Source organism: Brevundimonas vesicularis (assembly GCF_032067225.1).
Classification (GTDB): domain Bacteria; phylum Pseudomonadota; class Alphaproteobacteria; order Caulobacterales; family Caulobacteraceae; genus Brevundimonas; species Brevundimonas vesicularis_F.
Map to the genome: position 1 here is coordinate 24,078 of NZ_DAMBJX010000016.1, position 20,666 is coordinate 44,743.

Genomic DNA, 20,666 nt, shown 5'->3' on the forward strand with positions numbered 1-20,666 from the left:
AGGGCCAGACAGTCGCCAGGGCGATCATCACGACGGCGGCGGCGAGCGCCAGGGGAAAGAAAAGACGGTCGGACATCGATTCGACCGTTACCCCGACCTGCGCGGCGCCACAAGCGAAGGCGAGGCCCGCGAGCCTTGACCGACTTCGGAGGGCGTCCTACCCCGAAAGGCCGTATTTCGAAGGACCGACCGAATGCCGCGCCTGATCCTGCTCCGCCACGGCCAGAGCCAGTGGAACCTTGAGAACCGTTTCACCGGCTGGGTCGATGTCGATCTGACGGCGGAGGGTGAGGCCCAGGCGCGCCGCGGCGGCGAACTGATCGCTGAGGCCGGGTTCAAGCCGGCGGTGATGTTCACCTCGGTCCTGACGCGCGCCCAGCGCACCGGCGCCCTGGCGTTGCAGGCGGCCGGCCTGACCGATGTGCCGGTGATCGAGGATTGGCGGCTGAACGAGCGGCACTATGGCGGTCTGACGGGACTGAATAAGGCCGAGACGGCCCAGAAGCACGGCGAAGACCAGGTCAAGATCTGGCGCCGCAGCTACGACGTGCCGCCGCCTCCGCTGGCGCCTGGCGGCGAGTTCGATTTCAACGCCGATCCCCGCTACGCCGGCAAGGCCATTCCCGACACCGAAAGCCTGAAAACCACGTTGGACCGGGTGAAGCCCTATTGGGACACCGAGATCGCGCCGCGCCTGAAGGCGGGCGAGGACGTGCTGATCGCCGCCCACGGCAACTCCCTGCGCGCCATCGTCAAATTGCTGTTCAACGTGCCGGACGATCAGATCGTCGGCGTTGAAATCCCGACCGGCAATCCGCTGGAGATCGAACTGAATGCGGATCTGAAGCCCACCGCCGCCCGCTACCTCGACGCCGCTCGCGCCGAGACATTGCCGACCGCATCATGAGCTGGAGCGAAGCCGACCAGGCCTTCATGGCCCAGGCGATCGCCCTGGCGACCGGCCGCATGGGCGAGACCTGGCCCAATCCGGCGGTCGGCTGCGTCATCGTCAAGGACGGCCGGGTCATCGCCCAGGCCGCCACCGCGCCGGGCGGTCGTCCCCATGCCGAGGAGCAGGCCGTGCCCGCCGCCGGCGCGGATGTCGTGGGCTCGACCGTCTATGTCACGCTGGAACCGTGCGGCGCGCGGTCTTCGGGCCGCAAGTCCTGCGCCCACTTCCTGACCGAGGCGGGCGTGGCGCGGGTCGTGATCGCCTGTATGGACCCGTCGCCGTTTGCAGCCGGACGCGGCACCGAGCGGCTGCGTGCGCAAGGGCTGACGGTCGAGACCGGCCTGATGTGCGAAGAGGGCGCGGCCCTGTGCGAAGGCTTCCTGCACCGGCTGGAAACCGGCCGCCCGATGGTACGCATCAGCGAGGACGGCGCCGGTTTCGACGGCCGGTTCGTCGCCTCGCCCAAGGCCGATCTGGTCACCGAGTTGAAGCGACTGGGCGAAGCGGGCTACACGCGCCTGTGGACCGGGCCGGGGGAACTGACCGAGGCCCTTCAGGCCCAGGGGCTGCTGACCGTCTGAGGCGGCTTCGCCGTTCAAAGGTTTCTTAAGTCAGGGCGCGTAATGTGTCCTGATGGCCCTCGCCGCTGAACCCCTCGTGAGAAAGCGCCTGACGCAGGCGGAGCTGGACGTCATCTGCGCCCGGCACGACCGGCTGTTCCAGGCCCGACCCGGCGGCGCGCGCGCGGTCTTCGCCTGGATGGACCTGTCGGGCCTCAGCCTGAAGGACCGCAATCTGGCCGACGCCGATTTCGCCGCCGCCTGTCTGGAAGGCTGCGACCTGACCGGGGCCAAGCTGGACAACGCCAACTTCTTCGGCGCGGACATGCAGGATGCGATCCTGGCTGAGGCCAGCCTGCGCCGCTCTGATCTGCGCGGCGCCTGCCTGCGCGGGGCGGACCTGTCGGGGGCCGATCTGTTCGAGGCCGACCTGCGCGAGGGCACCATCGCGGCCGCCGACGCCAGATTAGGCTTCAAGGTCATCGAGCCGCGCCACCGCGACGAGACCGAGGCCAGCGGTGCCTGCCTGGCCGGGGCCAATCTTCAACGCTCCAAGATGGCCGGCGTCATCGCCGTGAAGGCCGACTTCTCCGGCGCGGTGATGAAGGACTGCAAACTGGTGCGGGCCAATCTGAAACAGGCGGATTTCCGCGGGGCCGACCTCGCCGGCGCCGATCTGTCAGGGGCGGACCTGTCGGGGGCGGACCTTCGCGACGCCATCCTTGTGGGCTGCAAGACGACCATGTGGCGCGCCGACGGCGCCGACATGCAGGGCGCCCTGACCGACAACAAGTCGTCCTGCGAATCCGTGGAAAAGATGCCCGCCGCCGAGATGCTGCGCGAACATGCGCGCTGGTGCGAGACTGGTGGAGCCGAGGGGCAGCCTTCGGTCTTCAACGGCGTCGACCTGCGTCCGCTGAAGTCGATCACGGGCCTGAACCTGACGGCCCTGTCGGCCAAGGGCGCGGTCTTCTACGGCCTGGATATGGAGGGGGTGCAGTTGCAGGGCGCCCAGCTCGACAACGCCGACCTGCGCTCGGCCAAACTGCGGCGCGCCGACCTGCGAGGCGCGCGCCTTCGGGGTGCGCGACTGAACGGAGCGGACATGCGCGATGCGCAACTTGGCCCGCTTCTGATCGCCGCCGACCGGCTGATGCCTGCGGATCTGACATGCGCCGTGCTCCGCGGCGCGGACCTGTCGGGCGCCGACCTGAAGCGCGCCATCCTGGCCGGCGCCGATCTGGGCCGTGCAACGCTGCACGGCGCTCAGACCCGCCAGGCCGACCTGACCGACGCCAATCTAGCGGGCGTGCGCGGCCTGACCATCGATCAGGCCGCTTGAAGCTTTAGGCCAGCGCCTTGAGCTGATCGACCAGATCGGTCTTTTCCCAGCTGAAACCGCCGTCCGCGTCCGGCTCGCGGCCGAAGTGGCCGTAGGCGGCCGAGCGGGCGTAGATCGGCTTGTTCAGTTGCAGATGCTGGCGGATCGCACGCGGCGTGGCTCCGCCGATCAGGTCCAGAATCTTGTCTTCCAGAACGGCTTCCGAAATCTTGCCGGTGCCGTGCAGATCGACGTGGATCGACTGGGGCGTGGCCACGCCGATGGCGTAGGAAATCTGGATGGTGCAGCGATCAGCCAGACCGGCGGCGACGACGTTCTTGGCCAGGTAACGACAGGCGTAGGCGGCCGAACGGTCAACCTTGGTCGGATCCTTGCCCGAGAAGGCGCCGCCGCCGTGGGGCGCCGCGCCGCCGTAGGTGTCGACGATGATCTTGCGGCCGGTCAGGCCGGCGTCGCCGTCTGGTCCGCCGATCTCGAAGATGCCGGTCGGGTTGATGTGCCAGACGGTGTTCTCGTCGGTGAAGCCTTCAGGCAGCACTTCGAGGATATAGGGTTTGACGATCTCGGCGACCTGCTCGGAGCTCAGCCCCTTGGCGTGCTGCGTCGACAGAACGATCGAGGTGGCGCGGACCGGCTTGCCGTCCTCGTATTCGATCGTGACCTGGCTCTTGGCGTCGGGCTCGAGCTGCGAGCCGCCGGCGTGGCGAACCTCGGCCAGGCGCTTCAGGATGTTGTGGCTGTACTGCAGGGTGGCCGGCATCAGCTCGGGCGTCTCGTTCGATGCATAGCCGAACATGATGCCCTGATCGCCCGCGCCCTCGTCCTTCTCATTGGTCGAGTCGACGCCGACGGCGATGTCGGCCGATTGTGCGTGCAGGAAGCAGGAGTAGTCCGCCGTCTCCCAGTGGAAGCCGTCCTGCTCATAGCCGATGTCCTTGACCGCGGCGCGGACCAGCGGCTCCAGGCTGTCGATGATGCTCTGGGTGAAGGCTTCGTTCTGTTCCTTGGTGTTGCCCGGCTGGGTGGCGCGAACCTCGCCGGCCAGCACGATGCGCTGGGTCGTCACCAGGGTCTCGCACGCCACGCGCGCCTCAGGATCCTTGGCCAGGAAGGCGTCCACGACGGTGTCGGAGATGCGGTCCGCGACCTTGTCGGGGTGGCCTTCGGAAACGCTTTCCGAGGTGAAGAGGAAGGAAGAACGAGCGGCCAAGAGAGGCTCCTGTCAGTGTCAGACCGACAGGCATATAAAGATATGCTTATATGTTCAAGTGATCTGAAGCGCCGCTCTTCGGCTGGAAACTGCTTTGCGGCGTAAGCATATCGGCTGACTCCCTCCCATTTTAGGGTAAATAAACGTCAGGGGGTCCCCATGCCAGATGGCCTGACGACGAGAGAAAGCGAATGCGTCCGCCTGGCCGGCCAGGGTCTTGAGGACAAGGAAATCGCTGCGCGCCTGCGTATCTCGCCGCGCACGGTCGGCAATCACCTGCATCGCGCCTATGCCAAGCTGGGCGTTTCGGACCGCAAACTGGCGGCCCGGCGACTGAGTATTGGCTACTCAGAGGCGTCGATACTCATTCCCGACACTGGCCCCCATACGCTCAATGATCCCACGTCGGCCGAACAGTCGGACGATGCGGTTTCCGACCCAACGACTTCCTGGCTTCTGCCTGCGCCTCCTCGGGGCGCTCTGGCGAGAGTGGGGATCATCGTCGCCGGGGCCGCTATCGCCCTTCTGTTCGCCATCGGGATCGTGACGGCGGGCATGGTGGTTCCATCCCTTTTCGACCGGCTTGCTCCCGCTGAAATGCGCTGACTAAACGGCTTAAAGGAAGGTGGAGCCAATGAAGAACATGCACGTCGGCGTCCGCGTGGCACGGCAGGTCAGAACCGCAGAACACGCCGTCGATCAGGCGATGATCGAGGTCAGCCGCTTGGTTCAGACCGCGTTGGAAGGTCGGGTCGAGGCGCGTCTGGCGGCCGAGGTTGGACAGGAAGCGCTGGCCAATATGGTGCGCGGCATAAGCCAACTGGCCGAGGTTCGTAGCGCCGTCATCGCCAGTCACTGCGAACTGGCCCATGTCGCCGACGACCATCAGGTCGGCTGGCATATGGATGGCGCGCAAGAAGACAAGACGGTCAAACCCACTGGGTTCGCACCGGTTCTCGCCGTCGCCGCTTGATCGCGGCCATCGGAATGGGGTCGCCGCTGTCCTTGTTTCTGGTGGGTCTGACCTACGGCGTCATGGCGCTTCTGCTCTGGAAGGGTCGTATGCCGGAGCGGATCGCCTTGGTCGCTCTGGTCGTCCTCAACTGGGGCACGCCATTGGTCGATCACCTGTTCATCGGGCACTTCCGGTGGGGGGTGGCGATCCTGTCGGTGTCCATGTTCTGTCTGCTGGTCGGTCTGGCGCTCCGTTACGACCGATGGTGGCTGCTTCTCGCCGCCGGCGCCCAGCTCATCGCGGTTTCGACCCATCTGGCCGGCATCGCCGGCTCCGACGCCCTGCTGTGGTCGATCGTATCGACCCGAATGGTCGTCTGGTTCGAGCTCCTGCTTCTCGCCCTCTTCGGCGTCTGGGAGGCCCAGTGCGCCCCCTACGCCCGTCCCAAATCAGCGCCCGGATCGATCCGGGCGCTACAGAAAGTCTGAATGTCATGAACACCCAAACCACCCCCGCCTTCATGCCGCTTTTCCGCTCGTGGCTGGAAACGGCCAATCTGGCGAAACAGGTCGGATCGTCATCGTTGTCCGCCAGCGGCGAGAATCTACTCGTCGAACTGGATCTGGCGCCGATGGAAGCGGCGGAAACCACGCTTCTCGATCACGCCCCGACCTCGGCCGTCGAGGCGGTCTGCATGATCGAGATCATTCGCCAGAGCCTGTCCGACGCCGGCCGCTCGGACGGTCGCGATGCGCGCGCGCTGGACGCCATCCAGTCGTGGTTGGCAGGCGCCGCTCTCGACGGCGCCGATCATCGTGATGAGGTCGAGCAGTTGCTGAAAAGCGCTAGCAACAGGGCCTGATCAGCCGCGCAGGCCCTTGGCCACGGTTAGAAGGGCGTCGCGCTGGGCGGCGTCCTTGATGCCGCGGAAAGCCGCCAGCAGTTCGGCGACCCCGGGAGCGGCCAGCGCCAGCTCGTCGCCCTCGGCCGTTTCCAGTTCGCCCAGCAGGGCCGCGCCGGTCGATTTCAGCACCGAAGCGATCTGCAGCAGGCGGGCGGCCGAGACGCGGTTCACGCCCCGCTCGTACTTCTGGATCTGCTGGAAGGTCACGCCTGCGCCGGCGGCCAACTGCGCCTGGGTGATGCGCAGTTCCTCACGACGGGTGCGGATGCGTCCGCCGATGGCGATGTCTACGGGATCAACTGCGTCGTTCATGTCGGCCTGCGGGCATAGATAATGCGGCGCCATGGCCCCAAAACACCGACCCCGTCAAGCCAAAGCTGCTTAGCTAGGGATTGCTACGTGCGTTGCAGGTGACGATTCAACCTTGAGGATATATTTCGGCGATCTAGACGCCGCCTCCCGCGCGAACCGCGCTCGGAGAAGTGGTGCCGCTTAGGTGACTCGAACACCTGACCCCATCATTACGAATGATGTGCTCTACCGGCTGAGCTAAAGCGGCCCGGTTGCGACGGACGAAGCTGTCCGCGCGAGACGGGGTCTTTATACGGCCGGATCGCGCTTGCCAAGCGCCGCGTTCAAGATCGTCAGTAATGAGGTCTCGTCGGGCGATTTTGCCACAACGGGCGTCAGGCCGAGCGCGACGAGCGGAGCCGCGGCGGCGGGAGAGATGCAGGCGAGGACGGCCTGGGCCAAGGGGGCGTGATGAAGCTTGGCGAGGGCTTTTCCGGCGCGGGGGGAGTGGATCAGAACGGCGTCGAACAGTGCGGGCGCTGCGACTGACGTTTCGATGGCGCGATAGACTGTCAGCGAATGGACCGACACGTTACGGGCGCCGGCGGCGGCGAGGGCAGCGGTGAAATCGCCGGCAGGGGTTTCCGCTTGAGGGACCAGGACGGCGGCGTTGGCGATGGCGCTGGCGATCAGGCGGGCGAGATCGCGCAGGTCGCCGGATGCGGAGTGGACATCGGCGAAGCCCGCATCGTGGGCGGCCTGGGCGGTCGCATCGCCGACGGCGAAGACCGGACGGTCGCGGCGGGGCGTCAGGGCGGCGAAGGCCGCCACGCCGTTGATGCTGGTGAAGGCCAAGGCGGCGAACGGCGCCAGATCGGGAACGGGCGGTGTCAGGTTCTGGATGGTCAGAAGGGGCGCGACGATCGGTTCGTACCCCATGTCGCGCAGGCGGGCGGCGGTGCGCACGGCGCCCGGTTCGGCGCGGGTGATCCATACGCGTGTCGGCGTGACGTTCATCCGTCCAGGGTCGCGGGATCGACTTCCTGATCGCCGGCCGAGGCGTGGACCTCGCCGCCCAGGCGTTGGCCCAGTGCGCGCGCGTCGGCTTCGGTCGGTTGGAAAAGATCGCCGACGCGCCGCCAGCGGGCGGAGCCGTCCGGGCTGAGCATTTCGGTGGTCAGATGCAGGGTGTCGTGTTCGATGCGGGCAAAGGCGCCGACGGCGGTGCGGCACGACCCCTCCAGCGCCGTCATGGCGCCGCGCTCGGCGGCGATGCACAGGGCGGTCTCGGGGTGGTTCAGGGCGGCGACCCAGTCTGCGTCGATGTCGGCGGCGCGGGTCTGGATGGCCAGGGCGCCTTGGCCCGGCGCCGGCAGGAAGGCGTCCAGCGACAGTTTCTCGCGGATATGTTCGGTGACGCCCAGGCGCGTCATGCCCGAGACGGCCAGCAGGATGGCGTCGAAGTCGCCCTCGGCCGCGCGGCGCAGGCGGGTGTCGATGTTTCCGCGCAGCATCTCGATTTTCAGGTCCGGCCGCAGCGCAAGCGCCTGGGCTTGCCGTCTCAGGCTGGCGGTGCCCAGGCGCGCGCCGAAGGGCAGGGCGTCGAAACTGTCGAAGTCACGGCTGATGAAGGCGTCGCGGGCGTCCTCGCGTTCGGGGATGGCGGCGATGCACAGTCCGTCGGGCTGTTCGGCAGGGACGTCCTTCATCGAATGGATGGCGATGTCGATCCGGCCGGCCAGCAGGGCCTCCTCGATCTCCTTGGTGAACAGGGCCTTGCCGCCGACCTCCAGCAGGCGGCGATCCTGGATGCGGTCGCCGGTGGTGACGATCTCGACCAGAGGAACGGCGGTCTCGATCTCGGCCTCGGGCACGTTCAGGGCGCGACCGATGGCGCGTTGCATCATGCCGGATTGGGCGAGCGCCAGCTTGGAGCGCCGGGTGCCGATGCGGAGAGGAAAGGTCATGAGCGTTGCGCACCGGTCGCCGGGTCGCTACCTCGACCCGATGGAGATGTCCGCCGACTATAGCAGCGGCGCCGATGCGGCAACTGGACGGGATGTCCCCCCTCGTCCCGGTCCGCTGACGGTGCTGGGCCTGGAGACCAGTTGCGATGAGACCGCCGCCTCGGTCGTGCGCCTGACGGGCGGTCGGGCGGAGGTGCTGTCCTCGGTCGTTCACAGCCAGATCGACGACCATGCGGCCTATGGCGGCGTGGTGCCCGAGATCGCGGCGCGCAGCCATGTCGAGATGATCGCCGAGGTCACACGCCGCGCGATGGCCGAGGCCGATATGGGCTATGACGGGCTGGACGGGGTCGCGGCGACCGCCGGGCCGGGTCTGGTCGGCGGGGTCATGGTGGGCCTCAGTTTCGGCAAGGCGGCGGCGCTCGCGCGCGGTTTGCCGCTGGTGGCGGTCAACCATCTTGAGGGGCATGCGGTGTCGGCCCGGCTGGGGGCGGAGGTCGCCTATCCCTTCCTGCTGCTGCTGGTGTCGGGCGGCCACTGCCAGCTTCTGGAGGTGCGCGGCGTCGGCGATATGAGCCGGATGGGGGCCACCATTGACGACGCGGCCGGCGAGGCCTTCGACAAGATCGCCAAGGCCTTGGGCCTGGGTTATCCGGGCGGCCCGGCGCTGGAGCGGTTGGCCATGCAGGGCGACGGGTCGAAGATCGATCTGCCGCGCGCCCTCTTGGGCCGCAAGGATTGCGACTTTTCCTTTTCGGGCCTGAAGACGGCGGCCTTCCGTATCGCCCAGACCTGCGAGACCGAGCAGGACAAGGCGGATCTGGCCGACGCGGTGCAGAACGCGATCGCGCGCCAGCTGTCGGATCGGTCGGAACGGGCGCTGGCGGCCTATGCGGAGACGCATGACCACAAGCTCTTCGTCGTCGCGGGCGGAGTTGCGGCCAACAAGACCATTCGCGCGACCTTGCAGGCGACGGCGGCGAAACACGGCTTCGACTTCCTGGCGCCGCCGATGGCCTATTGCACGGACAATGCGGCGATGATCGCCCTGGCGGGGGCGGAACGGCTGGCGCTGGGCCTGACCAGCGACATCGACGTCGTCGCCCGACCACGATGGCCGCTGGACGAAGCGCGCGCCCTGTCCGATCCTTCGCACAAGCCGGGCCGTAAAGGCGCCAAGGCGTGAACGGTAAACAAGCCTCGGGAGGGCGTATGGAATTCCGCACGGCAGGGGTCATCGGCGCGGGTGCCTGGGGCACGGCTTTGGCGCAAGTCTGCGTTCGGGCCGGACTGGACACGACGTTGCAGGCGCGCGAGCAGCAGTTGGTCGAGACGATGCGGGCGACGCGGGCCAACGACCTTTATCTGCCCGGCGTGCCTCTGGCCGACGATCTGAAATTCACCGCCGACCTGGCTGATCTGGGCGACTGCGACGTGATCCTGGCCGTGCCGCCGGCCCAGCACATGCGCGCGACGCTGACGGCGTTTGCGCCCCACTATCGCGCTGGCTTGCCGGTGGTGCTTTGCTCCAAGGGGGTCGAGCGCGGCACAATGAAGCTGATGACCGAGGTGCTGGCCGAGACCCTGCCGGACGCCCCCGCAGCCGTCCTCTCCGGTCCCAGTTTCGCGGGCGAGGTGTCGCGCGGCCTGCCGACCGCCGTGACTCTGGCCTGCGCCGATCAGGCGCTAGGCGAGGCCTTGCTGAACACCCTGTCGGCGCCGGGCTTCCGGCCCTATCTGGCGACCGATCTGGTGGGCGCCGAGGCGGGCGGGGCGCTGAAGAACGTCCTGGCCATCGCCTGCGGCATCTCCGAGGGGCGTCAGTTGGGGCGCAGCGCCCACGCCGCCCTGATCACGCGCGGCTTTGCGGAAATGACTCGCCTCGCCGTCGCCATGGGGGGGCAGGCGGAGACGGTGGCGGGCCTGTGCGGCCTGGGCGACCTCGTCCTGACCTGCTCCAGCCCCCAGTCGCGCAACATGAGCCTGGGTCTGGCCCTGGGTCAGGGACAGACGGTCGAACAGGCCCTGGCCGGCAAACGGTCGGTGGCGGAAGGCTATGAAAGCGCGCCGGCGGTTCGCGAACTGGCCGCGCGTCTGGGCGTGGAAATCCCGATCTCCGAAGGGGTCGCCGCCCTGCTGGCCGGCGAGATCGATGTCGATGGTCTGATCGACGGCCTGCTATCGCGCCCGCTGAAGGCCGAGCGTGTCTGAAGCGGCCGAGGCGCCGGCCGAGCGCAAACGGGTCTGGAAGACGCCGCCCGGCGTGGCCCTGTGCGCCGAGGGCGACATCGCCGACCCCGGCTCGCGCGGCTTCGTGCTGCAGATCGGCGAGGCCTTCTTCCACGGCTTCGTGGTCAGGAAGGACGGTCAGGTCGCGGGCTGGGTCGATCGCTGCCCGCACGCAGGTTTTCCCATCGCCATGGAGATCGACCGTTATCTGACGCCGGACGGCGCACTGATCCTGTGCGGCTGGCACGGGGCGGTGTTCGAGCCGCTGACCGGCGAATGCAAGGGCGGCCCCTGCGCGGGCGGGCGACTGACGCCCTGGCCGGTGGCGGCCTCTGGCGGGATCGTCAGAACGGCCTGAGGCGCCTTCAGCGCGCCAGCTTGCCCTTGGCCTTTCCGGCGCTGAACACGACGTCGGGATCCGGTTTCTTGATGTCGATGCTGGTGTGGCTCAGCACCGACAGGATGTAGCGGCCGATGTTCAGCCGCGCCGTCTTCTTGTCGTCGGTGGCGACGACGGTCCAGGGCGCATAGTCGCGGTCGGTCTCGTCCAGCATCCGGTCGCGGGCGTCGGAATAGGCGTCGAACCGCGCTTCGGCCTCGGCGTCCAGCGACGACAGCTTGAACTTCTTCAACGGATCCTCGCGGCGTTCCTTCAGCCGCTTGGCCTGCTCCTTGCGCGAGATATCCAGCCAGATCTTGATCAGGATGATCCCGTCGTCGGTCAGCATCCGCTCGAAGCGCGGGGCGTCGGTCATGAACTGGGCGTACTGCTCGGGCGTGCAATAGCCCATGACCGGCTCGACCCCGGCGCGGTTGTACCAGGACCGGTTGAAGATCACCGTCTCGCCCGCCGCCGGCAGGTGCGGGACATAGCGCTGGAAATACCACTGGCTGGTCTCGCGGTCGCTGGGTTTGGGCAGGGCGATGACGCGGGTCTGGCGCGGCGACATATGTTCGGTCAGGCGCTTGATCGCGCCGTCCTTGCCGGCGGTGTCGCGCCCCTCCAGCACGATGACCACGCGCGAGCCATGCTCGATGCTCCAGGCCTGGGTCTGGACGATGGCCAGCTGGATCTGCTCCAGCTCGGCGTCATAGGCGTCGGATTTCTTTCCCATGGCAAGAGAGTGGGCCGAGGGCCGGCAGAGAGCAAGGGCGAGGGAGCCGACTGCGAAGCTGGGCGTTAAGGCGCCGGGCCCGTCCGGCCTGCGAGGGGCCGAATGAAGCGCGATCTGGCGGACATGTGGAATCTGGTGTGGGAGCTGGCGCTGCTGGTCTGCGCCGGCTTTGCGTTGTTGAACGCCTTCGCTCCGCCCCAGGACCTCCCGTGGAAGCCGCTGGATCTGGATCGTCCGCTGGGCCGCGCGACCACCGCAAAGGTCGCCGCCTTCGATGTGCCGACCGCCGCCACCCCCGAGGCTGTCGAGGGCGCGACCGAGGCCTGTATGCAGGCGCTGCGCAATGCGGGGGTTCAGGTCGAACGCGCGCCCGACCGCGACGACGGCGGCTTCTGCGTGGTGCGCGGGGCGGTGCGGATCACAGGCGGCGAGGTGACGCCGCTGGCCCCCGCCGATGTCGTCATGCAGTGCCCGCTGGCGGTCCGCTACGTCATCTGGGATCGACAGGTGCTGCGCCCGGCCTCGCGTGACATTCTGGGCTCGGCGCCCGCGCGGGTGGAGAACTACGGCACCTATTCATGCCGCCGCATCTACGGCTCGCAGGACGAGGCCGAGCGGCCCAGCGAACATGCCAAAGCCAATGCGCTGGATGTCGCAGCGGTGACTTTGAAGGACGGTCGGACCATCAGCGTTCTGAACGATTGGCGCGGCGACGGGCCGGCGGGCGAGCCGGGCGGCCGCTTCCTCCACGCCTTGCGCGACGGGGCCTGCCAGCTGTTCTCGACGGTGTTGACGCCGGACTACAACGCCGCCCACGCCAACCATCTGCACATCGACGGGGCCGCGCGGGGCCTCTGTCGTTAAGCCTGAATGCGTCCGGTGCGACTCGCTTTGCTGTTGACCGTCTGGAAAAGCCGGGTGACAACATCGCTGCAGTCCGGATTTCGCGTGGGGTCCAAACCCGCGTTTCGCTCCTTCGCCTGAACGAGCTGTCCAGATGGATTGTCGGGTCACCTCGAGGGGGATCCGCCTGGAAAAGCGCGTTTACGGAGACGCAGACATGGCGACCGGCACGGTCAAGTGGTTCAACCCCACCAAGGGCTACGGCTTCATCCAGCCCGATAGCGGCGGCTCCGACGTGTTCGTTCACGTCACCGCCGTTCAGAAGGCCGGACTTCAGGGCCTCGATGAGAACGCCAAGGTCGAATACGAGCTGGAAAACCAGCGCGGCAAGACTTCGGCGATCGACCTCAAGGTTCTTTAAGTCGATCCAGCCTTCAAGGCTTAGAGGCGGGCGCGGGAGTTTCTCCCGCGCCCGTTTTCTTTTTTGGCTACCGCGCTTTGCGCTGCTTGAGCCCGTCGGGCTTCGCCCTCTGCGACCGCTGCGCCAGGACGATGGCGCCCAGCACCAAGGCGCCGCCCAGGGCCTGAACCGGCGTCAGGGTCTCGCCGAAGATCCACCAGCCCAGCAGGCCCGCGACGACAGGCTGGATCAGGATGGTCACGGCCGTGACCGACGCCGGCAGTTTGCCCAGCGCCCAGGCCACGCCGCCTTGTCCGAAGATGTGCATCACCCCCATGGCCACGCAGGCGGCCCAGCCGGCCGGCCCGGCGGGGATGACAGCCTCGCCCAGCGCCAGGGCGACGATCAACAGCAGGGGCGCGCCCAGCAGCGTCGCCCAGAAGGTCACCCGCATCGCGCCGGCCGTGCGCCGCGCCGCCTGCACCGCCAGAAAATAGCCCGAGTACCAGACCGCCACCGACAGGGAGAACAGGTCGCCCAGCATCGGATTGGTCCCCTGTCCGCCGTCCGCGCCCGCCGCCATGGCGAAGGCGCCGCACATGGCCAGGGCCAAGGCTAGGATGAACAGCCGGTGCGGCCGCTCCTTTAGCACAAACCAGCCGAACAGGGTCACGACGACCGGCGTCAGGTTGCACAGCACCGTGGCGTTCGCGACCGAGGTCATGACGATGCCGTAGTGCCAGAAGCTGAGGTCCAGGGCGAAGAACAGGCCCGCCAGCAGCGCCCATTTCGACGGCGCGCCGACGCCGCCCGGTTCGCGCGACGCCAGGATCGTCAGCAGGGGCAGGGCGAACAGGAACCGCCAGAACCCCGCGGCCGCCGGCCCCGTCTCGGTCAACCGCACCAGAATGGGCGCCAGGCCCAGCACGCTGGCCGCGATCAGCAGAACGATCAGCGCAAAGGCGCGCGAGGAAGGACGAAAGGCCAGGGCGGACATGGCCCGGCTCTTACGGCGCCCTGCGACCTGACGCCACAGGCGCCGTCAGGCCGCCCCTTAAACGAGCGGGTCGATGCGCGACCGCAACACGACGCTGAGGCCTGGCGCGCGGTCGCGATAGTCGATCGTTCCGTCCAACTGACCGACCAGGCTCTTGATCATCATCGAGCCGAAACCCTTGCCGGCAAGATGCCCGCCGGCGCCCTCGTCCTCCACCGTCATGCGGAAGAAGGCGCCGTCTTCCTGGAAGGCGATCCGCAGCGGACCAGGCTTGCCGTCATAGGCGTATTTCTGGGCGTTGATGATCAGTTCGGTCAGGATAAGGCCGATGGTGATGGCGCGCCCTGGCTCGATGCAGACGGGGTCCAGATCGGTTTCGATGGCGGCGGCCCAATCGGGCCCCATGCTGGAGCCCAGATCGCCGATCAGCTCGCCGATGTAGCGGCTCATGTCGATGGTCGTGACCTGATCGCTCAGATACAGCCGACTGTGGACCGCAGAGACGGCGCGCACGCGACGTCGCGCCTCGTTCAGCGCGGTCGCGGCAGAGCCGCCCGCCTGCTCTCGCGCTTGCAGGCCCAGGAAGCTGGACACCAGCGTCAGGCTGTTCTGAACCCGGTGGTTCACCTCGCGGATCAGATACTGCTGCTGTTCCAGCCGCAGGTCGCGCTCGGACAGGCGGTCCTGCAGCGATCGGTTCAGCCGTCGGATCTGATGGACTGCGGCGTAGTCGGCCAGCGCGTCCCTCAGCCGGGCGGCGGACTCCACGGCGGCGGGGCCCCAGCGGTGCGCGCGGCCCGAGACGGTGTCCGACCAGCTTTCGAACGAGGCGCGGGGCGTCAGAATGGCGTTGGGGCCAGTCTTCTCCGCCGTTGAGGGATTGCCGGCCCAACGCACCGTTTCCAGTACCTCCGAGCGGAACCACAGCAGCGAGACCGGCTGATCCAGAGGCAGGGTCACCGCCAGCAGACCGCTGGCGTGTGTCTTCCAGGCCTCGGCGGCGGGCAGAACCGAGGCCAGGTTGTGCGACGAGACGGGGCGCAGGCCCGGCCGTCCCGCAGCCCAGGCGGCGATGTCGCGTATGCCGTCTTCGGGCGGTGTATGGCCAAAGGTCTGGATATCGCCGTCACTGACGATGGCCAGACCGTCCGCGCCGGTCAGCTGCATCAGGGCGTCGGCCTTTTCGCCCAGCGCTTCTCGCATCGGCCGGTCCGGCGACAGCCGCGAAAGCAGTTCGTCCTCCATCCGACGCAGGCGCGTGCGCTCGCGATAGAGGTCGGCGTCGGTCCTGGATTTCAGCTGTCGCGCCAGATTGCGGGCCAGGGCCGTGCAGCCCACGCGCAGCTCATAGGGCAGCAGTTTAGGCGAGGCGTTGTGGCAGGCCACCAGCCCCCACAGGGCGTCATCGACGATGATCGAAACCGAAGCCGAGGCCCGAACGTCCATGTTGCGCAGATATTGCAGATGAATCGGGGACACCGAGCGCAGGCCGCTGTCGCTCATGTCCAGCGGCGCCTCGCCGGGCGCAATGGGGCGCAGGGGCTGGGGCGTATAGCGGCTGTCCGGAATGACCCGCACGGGGTTGCGCAGATAAAGGGCGCGCGCCTGCTGCGGGATGTCTGTGGCGGGGAAATGATGGTTGAGGAAGGAGCCGGACCCATCGGCGCGGCTTTCGGCCACGACCTGACCCGCCTCGTCGTCCTGGAAGCGATAGATCATCACCCGGTCGAAACCGGTCAGGCGACGGAAGGCGTCCGCCGCCCGCTCGCACACCGTCTGGATCGTCACCGCCCGTTCCAGCGCGGCGCCGGCGGCGTCCAGGTTGGCGATCAGATCGACGCCGAGCCGGGCCTGCTGCGAGCTCTGCTCGACCTCGATGATCATCAGATCATTGATCGTGCCGGAAGTCGTTCCCGGCGCACGATGCACCACGACGTCGTATTCCAGACGATTGGTCGCGCGCCAGCGACAGGCGAAGCCGGCCTCCTGATGCGCGGCCATGGCGCGTACGGCCCGGTCGGCGACATCGCCCAACACGTCGGCGACGGTGCGATCGATCCAGACCTTGCGGCCCGTCAACTCCTCGATCGCGCCCGCCCCCTGGCGGATGGTCAGGGATTGCAGATCCAGCACCAGCATGAAGCCGTGCGGTTGGATCGATTGAGGAATGTGGATCGGCTCGCGATCGCACTCGTTCAGCGCGGCGTCGGCCAGGTCGAGCGTCTCGGTCATGCCGCGGCCTCCTGCGGCTGGGGTTGCAAGGTGCGGTGGGCGAAGGCGAAACCGTCGACGCCGCCCTTCACCACCTGATCGATCGTGACAAGGCCGCCAAGGCAGGCCCGGTCCAGCAAATCCATGAAGGCGCGCCAGCGTGCGCCGGTCTCTTCGCCATAGGGGTCCAGAAAACCGAGGCCGTCCAGATCGCGACCCTCGGCGGCCAATCGTCGTCGAATGATCCGACCGCCCAGCATCGACCCTTCGGCCACATAGACCCAGCCCAAGGCTTCGCCGGCCGAGGCGGGCGCAGCCGGACGCGCCGGCGGGGGAACGCGCTGGCCCAGTATCGTCAGGTCCTGGGCGATCCCGTTCGCGCGTGATCGCGGTTCGAAGCTGGCTTCCAGTTCAGCGTTCAACGCCGCCGCCAGCGGATGGCTGAGCGGCTCCAGTCCGGCATGGAAGCGGTAAAACGCCGCCACGGTCGCCGCCCGCGTGGCGTGGTCCGACAGACGCGGCTCGATCCGGGCCTGGACTTCCAGGGTTTCGTGGGCTGAGGCGGTGGCTTCCCGAAGAGCGAGAAGGGCAGGGGAAGCGATCATGGGGCTCAGATTAACACACTGTCTTGTCTTGTCGATTTGCACAGGCCAGAAGGCGCGGACCACCACGGAACGGCCCAGACCGCGTGGCGTTCACCAGCAACCTTCTCATCTCCCTTTGATCGGCAGATTTTCATGAAACTGCGCGTCCGCGCCGAACTCGTCTATCGTTTCGATCCGCCGACGGACGCCATCTACAAGATCCAGGTCGCGCACTGGCCGGGCCAGGACATTCTGGAAGAAACCCTGACCTTCGACCCGCCGGTCGATTTTCACGAAGACGAGGACGTCGACTTCGGCGCCCGCACCCTGCGTTGCCATGTCGAGGGCGAGGTCAAGCTGACCTATGAGGCGGTGGTCGAGAACGGCGTGCTGAAGGGCCTGCCGCCCAGCGTATCCCAGCATGACTGGGGCGAACTGCCTGCCGAGGTCCTGCCCTATCTCCAGCCCAGCCGCTATTGCCCGTCGGATCAGTTCGGCCGCTTCGTGACGCGCGAGTTCGGCGACACGGCGGGCGGGGTGCGTGTGCTGGCGATCCTGAACTGGATCACCGAGAACGTCGATTACGAGCACGGCGTGTCGGACACCGAAACCACGGCGGCGCGCACCTTCATCGACCGGGCCGGCGTGTGCCGCGACTTCACCCATCTGGGCATGACGCTATGCCGGGCGTCGGGCATTCCTGCGCGGGCGGTCAGCGCCTTTGCTCACCAACTCAGCCCGCCCGACTTCCACGCCATCTTCGAGGTCTGGCTGGATAACGGCTGGTGGCTGGTCGATCCGACAGGCCTAGCGCCGGTCGAAGGTCTGGTGCGGATCGCCTGCGGGCGCGATGCGGCGGACATCGCCTTCCTGACGACGCAGGAGCGCTGTCAGATGGTGCGCCAGTCGGTGACGGTGGCCGAGGCCTGACCGGTCGCTACTTCGGCTTCTGCGCCGCCTTGTAGGCCTGCAGCTCGTCGATCACGTCCATCTGGCGCAGCACCTTGTTCTGCGGATCGATCAGGACATGGGCGCCGGCCGGAACCGCGATCTGGCCCCGCCCGCCGGTCATGGCCACGGTTTGAACGCGCCCGTCGATCTCGACCTCCAGCGGCATGGGGAAGACGCCGCCGTCGCCCGTCGTCCACTCCAGCTTCAGCACATCGCCGTCGCGGGTCTGGGTCAGCACCGGCAGGGCGGCGTTGTAGAGATAGCCGCGGAAGAACCAGCCATAGTCCTGGCCCGTGACGTCATTGATGATCGCCAGGAAATCGTCGGTGGACCGGTACAGCGGCGCGAAATTGCCCGGCCGGGGGTCGGGTCGGCCATAGACCAGACGGGTGACCGCCTGATGGAAGGCGGTGTCGCCGATCAGCATCCGCAGCGAATGGCTGATCAGCGAGCCCTTGTTATAGATGTCGAGCCCCGGCCCGACGTCGCCCTTGTAGACCTCGTCCTCGGTCTTGGGCGCGCCTGAGACGACGGGATATGTGTTGATCAAACCCTCGCGCTGATTGGCCAGTTCGCGCTGCATATAGCGGTCGCCCAGCAGCCAGCGCGCATAGAGCGGCTGCATGTAGCTGCCCAATCCCTCGTGCAGCCACATGTCGTCGGCGTTCTGATTGGTCAGCTGATTGCCGAACCACTCGTGGGCGAACTCGTGCTGCAACAGCCAGTCATAGCCCCGCCCATCGATCTTGTAGCTGTTGCCGTAGGCGTTGATTGTCTGGTGCTCCATGCCCAGGTGCGGGGTCTCGACCACCCCCATCTTCTCATCGCCGAAGGGGAAGGGGCCGACGGTGGCTTCGAAGAAGTCCAGCATCTTTGGGAACTGGGCGAACAGGCCCTGGACCTGTTCGGGGGTGTCCGATTTCAGATGCCAGTATCGCATCGGGATCGTGTTGCCGAACCGGCTGGCGTAGTCGCCCGACACCTCTTCGTAGGGCCCGACGTTCAGCGCGATGGCATAGGTGTTGGGTGATTTCGCCGACCAGTTCCAGGTGGCCCAGCCGTCGCCGTGATCGACCTTGCCCAGGAAACGGCCGTTGGACGGCGCCGACAGGGCGGACGGGACGGTGATGTGCAGATCGACCCGGCCCGGTTCGCCGTGCGGGCTGTCGATGCAGGGCCAGAAGATGTCGCAGCCCTCGCCCTGAACCGCGGTGGCGATCCATGGCTCGCCCGACGGCGCGGTGGACCAGACGAAGCCGCCGTCCCAAGGCGCACGGGGCGCCACGCGCGGCTGGCCGGCGTAGGCGACGCGCAGGGAGACCGACCGGCCCGTGGCCAGGGTCTCGGGCAACTGCACCGTCAGACGCCCTTCGGGGTTGGACCAGCGATCGACAGCGACCTCGACCCCGTCGATCTGAACCGACGAAATGCTCAGCAGAGTGTCCAGTTCGACGGCCAGAGCGGTCAGGGGCGCCTTGGCGGTGAAGTCCAGCACGGCGACCGCATCGATGGCCTTGTCTTCTGGCAGGACCTTGATCGACAAGTCGGCCTTGTCGAACTGCATCGCCTGCTGTTCCGGCGTCAGCGGCTGATCGGTGGCCAGGGTGAAGGCGGTCGATTCACGTGGCGTCGGCGCCGGCTGGGCGACGGTGGCGCAGGCCGGCAGCGTCAGGGCGCTGGCTGCGGCCAAAAGCAAAATCTTGATGCGCATGAAGCCGTCCCTCTCTGAGGTGACAGGCTAGCGCGAGCGGGCAATGGCGCAAAGAAAAAGGCCGGTGTTTCCACCGGCCTCTTCCAGAACTCTATGTCGCAGTCGCCGATCAGGCGGCGGCTTGTTCGGCCAGCTTGGCGCGAATCTGGCGCTTGATGCGCTGAGCGGCGATCGACAGCTGCTCGTCGCGGGCCTTGACGATGAAGACGTCCAGGCCGCCCTTGTAGTCCAGGGTGCGCAGCGCGGCGTTCGAGATGCGCAGGCTGAACGTCTGGCCCAGGGCTTCCGACGTGACCTTGACCGTCTTCAGCGACGGCAGGAAGCGGCGCTTGGTCTTGATGTTCGAGTGGCTCACGTTGTGGCCGACCATGGGGCCGATACCGGTGAGTTCGCAACGACGCGACATCGTCAGATCCTTAAGGTGCGGCGTCCAGCCCGAGCGTGGGAGAGGACGCATGAAACAGTTGCGCGCGGGAACCAGCCCGCGCGAGAGGGGGCCGTAGAAGGGAAGAGGCGGCTCGGCGTCAAGCCGAGTCTGGACCCATCGTCCCGGCGCCTCGTTCAGCCGTCATTCAAATGCCGCCCTGTATGGCCCATATGATGACGACCTCAAAAGAGACCCAAGCAGAACAGAAGGCCCCCATGTCCCGTCCGTCCTTGATCGATCGCCTGCCCAAGCGCGCGCTCGCCGTCCTGGCCCCGGTGATGGCCGGCGGCTTCATGCTGGCCTCGCCCGCCATCGCCCCGGCTCAGACTGCGGCTCAGTCCGAAGTCCTGCCCGGCTACTGGGAATACACCACCAGCGCGGTGGGCCAGCGCGACACCGAGCAGAAGTGCGTGCGGCCCAGCGAGATCAACCGATTCTTCGGCGGCCTGTCGACCAACAAGTGGCGCTGCACCTATCCGACCCGCGTGGTCGGCAACGGCAACGCCCGCTTCGAGGGGACCTGCCAGGACCGCAAGGGCCGTCGCATCGCCGTTCGCCTGAATGGGACCTACACGGAAACCAGCTTCAGCTTCCGCGGCGGCGCCCAGATCGTGCGCGGCACCCCCTATATCCCCGCCAGCATCACCGCGCGGCGCATCAGCGCCCAGTGCCCGGCCAACGCTGAATATTTCTGACGGCGGCAGCCGCGCTTCCCATTTCGTCATTCCGGGGCTGAGCGGAGCGAAGAACCCGGAACCCAGGGCCGCACGCGCATTGCCGGATCCGTTTAAAGCCTGATGCATGCCTCCTGGGTTCCGGGTTCGTCCTTCGGACGCCCCGGAATGACGCGAGCAGGCTGAGTGTCGATTGAGACGAGGCAGAAACAAAAAAGGCCCCGGATCGCTCCGGGGCCTTTTCTTTTGTCCGAAACTCGAAGCTTAGGCGGCTTCGGCGGTCGGGATCGGCTTTTTGGCGCTGAGCGACTTGGCGAGCAGCTCGACGGCGGCGTCCTTGTCG

The 20,666-nt window shown here is 67.3% G+C and carries 24 protein-coding genes and 1 tRNA gene; 14 read left to right on the forward strand and 11 right to left on the reverse strand.

The window, feature by feature from the left end; genetic code table 11:
• Positions 1 to 193: 193 nt before the first annotated feature.
• Genes gpmA through RT123_RS05870 form a run of 3 tightly spaced genes read left to right on the forward strand, consistent with a single transcriptional unit; the run spans position 194 to position 2,854 of the window.
• Positions 194 to 907 (forward strand): 2,3-diphosphoglycerate-dependent phosphoglycerate mutase, encoded by a 714-nt coding sequence (gpmA, locus tag RT123_RS05860; protein WP_313008317.1) that lies wholly within the window; start codon positions 194 to 196, stop codon positions 905 to 907.
• A complete protein-coding gene (locus RT123_RS05865) occupies positions 904 to 1,533 on the forward strand; it encodes a bifunctional diaminohydroxyphosphoribosylaminopyrimidine deaminase/5-amino-6-(5-phosphoribosylamino)uracil reductase RibD (protein WP_313008318.1) in 630 nt (209 codons plus the stop codon). The genes gpmA and RT123_RS05865 overlap by 4 nt, the downstream gene beginning before the upstream one ends.
• A gap of 52 nt (positions 1,534 to 1,585) precedes the next feature.
• The gene (locus tag RT123_RS05870) at positions 1,586 to 2,854 is read left to right on the forward strand and encodes a pentapeptide repeat-containing protein (RefSeq protein ID WP_313008320.1); all 1,269 of its coding nucleotides are present in this window, start codon (positions 1,586 to 1,588) and stop codon (positions 2,852 to 2,854) included.
• A gap of 4 nt (positions 2,855 to 2,858) precedes the next feature.
• Here RT123_RS05870 and metK read toward each other — a convergent pair whose 3' ends face one another.
• Positions 2,859 to 4,064, reverse strand: coding sequence for a methionine adenosyltransferase (gene metK, locus RT123_RS05875; RefSeq protein ID WP_313008321.1), 1,206 nt, complete (start codon positions 4,062 to 4,064; stop codon positions 2,859 to 2,861).
• A gap of 159 nt (positions 4,065 to 4,223) precedes the next feature.
• On the opposite strand from metK, the gene RT123_RS05880 reads away from it, so the two are divergent.
• The 4 genes from RT123_RS05880 to RT123_RS05895 are packed head-to-tail and all read left to right on the forward strand — an operon-like array spanning position 4,224 to position 5,881.
• Entirely contained in the window at positions 4,224 to 4,670 is a 447-nt protein-coding gene (locus RT123_RS05880) for a helix-turn-helix transcriptional regulator (RefSeq protein ID WP_313008322.1), read from the forward strand.
• Positions 4,671 to 4,698: 28 nt separating this feature from the next.
• Complete coding sequence (locus RT123_RS05885) at positions 4,699 to 5,037, forward strand: hypothetical protein (protein ID WP_313008324.1); 339 nt, start codon at positions 4,699 to 4,701, stop codon at positions 5,035 to 5,037.
• A 14-nt stretch (positions 5,038 to 5,051) separates the two neighbouring features.
• Positions 5,052 to 5,507: a hypothetical protein gene (locus RT123_RS05890; protein ID WP_055807023.1), complete on the forward strand. Its 456-nt coding sequence runs from the start codon at positions 5,052 to 5,054 to the stop codon at positions 5,505 to 5,507.
• A gap of 5 nt (positions 5,508 to 5,512) precedes the next feature.
• A complete protein-coding gene (locus RT123_RS05895) occupies positions 5,513 to 5,881 on the forward strand; it encodes a hypothetical protein (protein WP_055806745.1) in 369 nt (122 codons plus the stop codon).
• Here the strand turns inward: RT123_RS05895 and RT123_RS05900 are convergent, their stop codons facing one another.
• From RT123_RS05900 to hemC, 4 genes are all read right to left on the reverse strand, one after another.
• Positions 5,882 to 6,235, reverse strand: coding sequence for a helix-turn-helix domain-containing protein (locus tag RT123_RS05900; protein WP_039246365.1), 354 nt, complete (start codon positions 6,233 to 6,235; stop codon positions 5,882 to 5,884).
• 171 nt (positions 6,236 to 6,406) lie between these two features.
• Positions 6,407 to 6,482 (reverse strand) — tRNA-Thr (locus RT123_RS05905).
• Positions 6,483 to 6,523: 41 nt separating this feature from the next.
• Entirely contained in the window at positions 6,524 to 7,231 is a 708-nt protein-coding gene (locus RT123_RS05910) for a uroporphyrinogen-III synthase (protein WP_055806682.1), read from the reverse strand.
• Positions 7,228 to 8,181, reverse strand: coding sequence for a hydroxymethylbilane synthase (gene hemC / locus RT123_RS05915; protein WP_055806679.1), 954 nt, complete (start codon positions 8,179 to 8,181; stop codon positions 7,228 to 7,230). Before hemC ends, RT123_RS05910 begins: the two co-directional genes overlap by 4 nt.
• Positions 8,182 to 8,227: 46 nt before the next feature.
• Here hemC and tsaD point away from each other — a divergent pair, with 46 nt between their 5' ends.
• Genes tsaD through RT123_RS05930 form a run of 3 tightly spaced genes read left to right on the forward strand, consistent with a single transcriptional unit; the run spans position 8,228 to position 10,768 of the window.
• Positions 8,228 to 9,367, forward strand: coding sequence for a tRNA (adenosine(37)-N6)-threonylcarbamoyltransferase complex transferase subunit TsaD (gene tsaD, locus RT123_RS05920; protein WP_409514891.1), 1,140 nt, complete (start codon positions 8,228 to 8,230; stop codon positions 9,365 to 9,367).
• A gap of 26 nt (positions 9,368 to 9,393) precedes the next feature.
• Positions 9,394 to 10,392 (forward strand): NAD(P)H-dependent glycerol-3-phosphate dehydrogenase, encoded by a 999-nt coding sequence (locus tag RT123_RS05925; protein WP_313008327.1) that lies wholly within the window; start codon positions 9,394 to 9,396, stop codon positions 10,390 to 10,392.
• Positions 10,385 to 10,768, forward strand: a complete 384-nt coding sequence (locus tag RT123_RS05930; RefSeq protein ID WP_055753900.1) for a Rieske (2Fe-2S) protein — start codon at positions 10,385 to 10,387, stop codon at positions 10,766 to 10,768. The genes RT123_RS05925 and RT123_RS05930 overlap by 8 nt, the downstream gene beginning before the upstream one ends.
• A 7-nt stretch (positions 10,769 to 10,775) precedes the next feature.
• On the opposite strand, the gene ppk2 is transcribed toward RT123_RS05930, so the two are convergent.
• Positions 10,776 to 11,525, reverse strand: coding sequence for a polyphosphate kinase 2 (gene ppk2 / locus RT123_RS05935; protein WP_055753901.1), 750 nt, complete (start codon positions 11,523 to 11,525; stop codon positions 10,776 to 10,778).
• Positions 11,526 to 11,627: 102 nt separating this feature from the next.
• Between ppk2 and RT123_RS05940 the strand changes: the two genes are divergently transcribed.
• Together RT123_RS05940 and RT123_RS05945 are read left to right on the forward strand one after the other, a co-directional pair.
• Complete coding sequence (locus tag RT123_RS05940) at positions 11,628 to 12,389, forward strand: extensin family protein (RefSeq protein ID WP_313008328.1); 762 nt, start codon at positions 11,628 to 11,630, stop codon at positions 12,387 to 12,389.
• Between the two features lie 196 nt (positions 12,390 to 12,585).
• Positions 12,586 to 12,789, forward strand: a complete 204-nt coding sequence (locus tag RT123_RS05945; protein ID WP_017505920.1) for a cold-shock protein — start codon at positions 12,586 to 12,588, stop codon at positions 12,787 to 12,789.
• A gap of 67 nt (positions 12,790 to 12,856) precedes the next feature.
• On the opposite strand, the gene RT123_RS05950 is transcribed toward RT123_RS05945, so the two are convergent.
• From RT123_RS05950 to RT123_RS05960, 3 genes are read right to left on the reverse strand one after another with little or no spacing between them, the layout of a single operon-like run.
• A complete protein-coding gene (locus RT123_RS05950; protein WP_313008329.1) occupies positions 12,857 to 13,765 on the reverse strand; it encodes a DMT family transporter in 909 nt (302 codons plus the stop codon).
• A 57-nt stretch (positions 13,766 to 13,822) separates the two neighbouring features.
• Positions 13,823 to 15,997, reverse strand: a complete 2,175-nt coding sequence (locus RT123_RS05955; protein WP_313008330.1) for a histidine kinase dimerization/phosphoacceptor domain -containing protein — start codon at positions 15,995 to 15,997, stop codon at positions 13,823 to 13,825.
• Positions 15,994 to 16,581, reverse strand: coding sequence for a biliverdin-producing heme oxygenase (locus RT123_RS05960; RefSeq protein ID WP_313008331.1), 588 nt, complete (start codon positions 16,579 to 16,581; stop codon positions 15,994 to 15,996). The genes RT123_RS05955 and RT123_RS05960 overlap by 4 nt, the downstream gene beginning before the upstream one ends.
• Positions 16,582 to 16,713: 132 nt before the next feature.
• Here RT123_RS05960 and RT123_RS05965 point away from each other — a divergent pair, with 132 nt between their 5' ends.
• The gene (locus RT123_RS05965; RefSeq protein ID WP_313008332.1) at positions 16,714 to 17,490 is read left to right on the forward strand and encodes a transglutaminase family protein; all 777 of its coding nucleotides are present in this window, start codon (positions 16,714 to 16,716) and stop codon (positions 17,488 to 17,490) included.
• A 7-nt stretch (positions 17,491 to 17,497) separates the two neighbouring features.
• On the opposite strand, the gene RT123_RS05970 is transcribed toward RT123_RS05965, so the two are convergent.
• Positions 17,498 to 19,222, reverse strand: coding sequence for a M1 family metallopeptidase (locus tag RT123_RS05970; RefSeq protein WP_313008333.1), 1,725 nt, complete (start codon positions 19,220 to 19,222; stop codon positions 17,498 to 17,500).
• A 109-nt stretch (positions 19,223 to 19,331) separates the two neighbouring features.
• Entirely contained in the window at positions 19,332 to 19,628 is a 297-nt protein-coding gene (gene rpmB / locus RT123_RS05975; RefSeq protein WP_026108540.1) for a 50S ribosomal protein L28, read from the reverse strand.
• A gap of 236 nt (positions 19,629 to 19,864) precedes the next feature.
• Between rpmB and RT123_RS05980 the strand changes: the two genes are divergently transcribed.
• Positions 19,865 to 20,344, forward strand: coding sequence for a DUF3617 domain-containing protein (locus RT123_RS05980; protein ID WP_038294089.1), 480 nt, complete (start codon positions 19,865 to 19,867; stop codon positions 20,342 to 20,344).
• Positions 20,345 to 20,666: the final 322 nt, after the last annotated feature.